This is a genomic window from Priestia sp. BR_2, assembly GCF_041954005.1.
GTDB lineage: Bacteria > Bacillota > Bacilli > Paenibacillales > Paenibacillaceae > Paenibacillus_AQ > Paenibacillus_AQ lautus_A.
On the sequence record NZ_JAVFHM010000129.1, the window covers coordinates 1 to 512 of the forward strand.

The 512-nt window shown below is 55.3% G+C and carries 1 protein-coding gene; it reads left to right on the top strand.

From position 1 onward, the window contains the following. Positions 1–406 (top strand): Crp/Fnr family transcriptional regulator (locus RB298_RS05070; RefSeq protein WP_486046199.1); only part of this gene is annotated, 406 nt, incomplete at its 5' end. Positions 407–512: the final 106 nt, after the last annotated feature.

The following is a 512-nucleotide window of genomic DNA, read 5'->3' on the forward strand; positions in this document are numbered from 1 at the left end:
GCAAGGCGCGATTGCCAAAGCAGCCGGCGATCACCCCGCCGTTCAAGGCTGGTGGGCAGCGTTCCTGGAGCACGCGGCACTGCCGGGCGTGAAGCTCTTCAACTTCATCATCCCGCTCGGTGAGTTCCTCGTCGGGGTCGGCCTGATCCTCGGTACCTTCACCACCTTCGCTGCCCTGATGGGTCTGGTCATGAACGCCGCGTTCCTCTTCTCGGGTACGGTGAGCACCAACGCCCAAATGCTGCTGCTTGAAGTGCTGATCATCGTCGCTGCTGCCAACGCTGGTAAAATCGGTCTCGACCATTGGGTTCTCCCTTACCTCCGCGGCCTGTGGAACAAAATGACGCACAGAACAACGAAAGGCGACGGCACCAACCACACACCTTTAAAAAAACAAACCGCATAACATTGTAAGCAACTGAAACCTAAACAACTAACCTATTGATTAAACAACCCGACTTGAGCCATCAAGCCGGGTTGTTTTTGTTGTGGCACGTTGGAGTTACGGCATA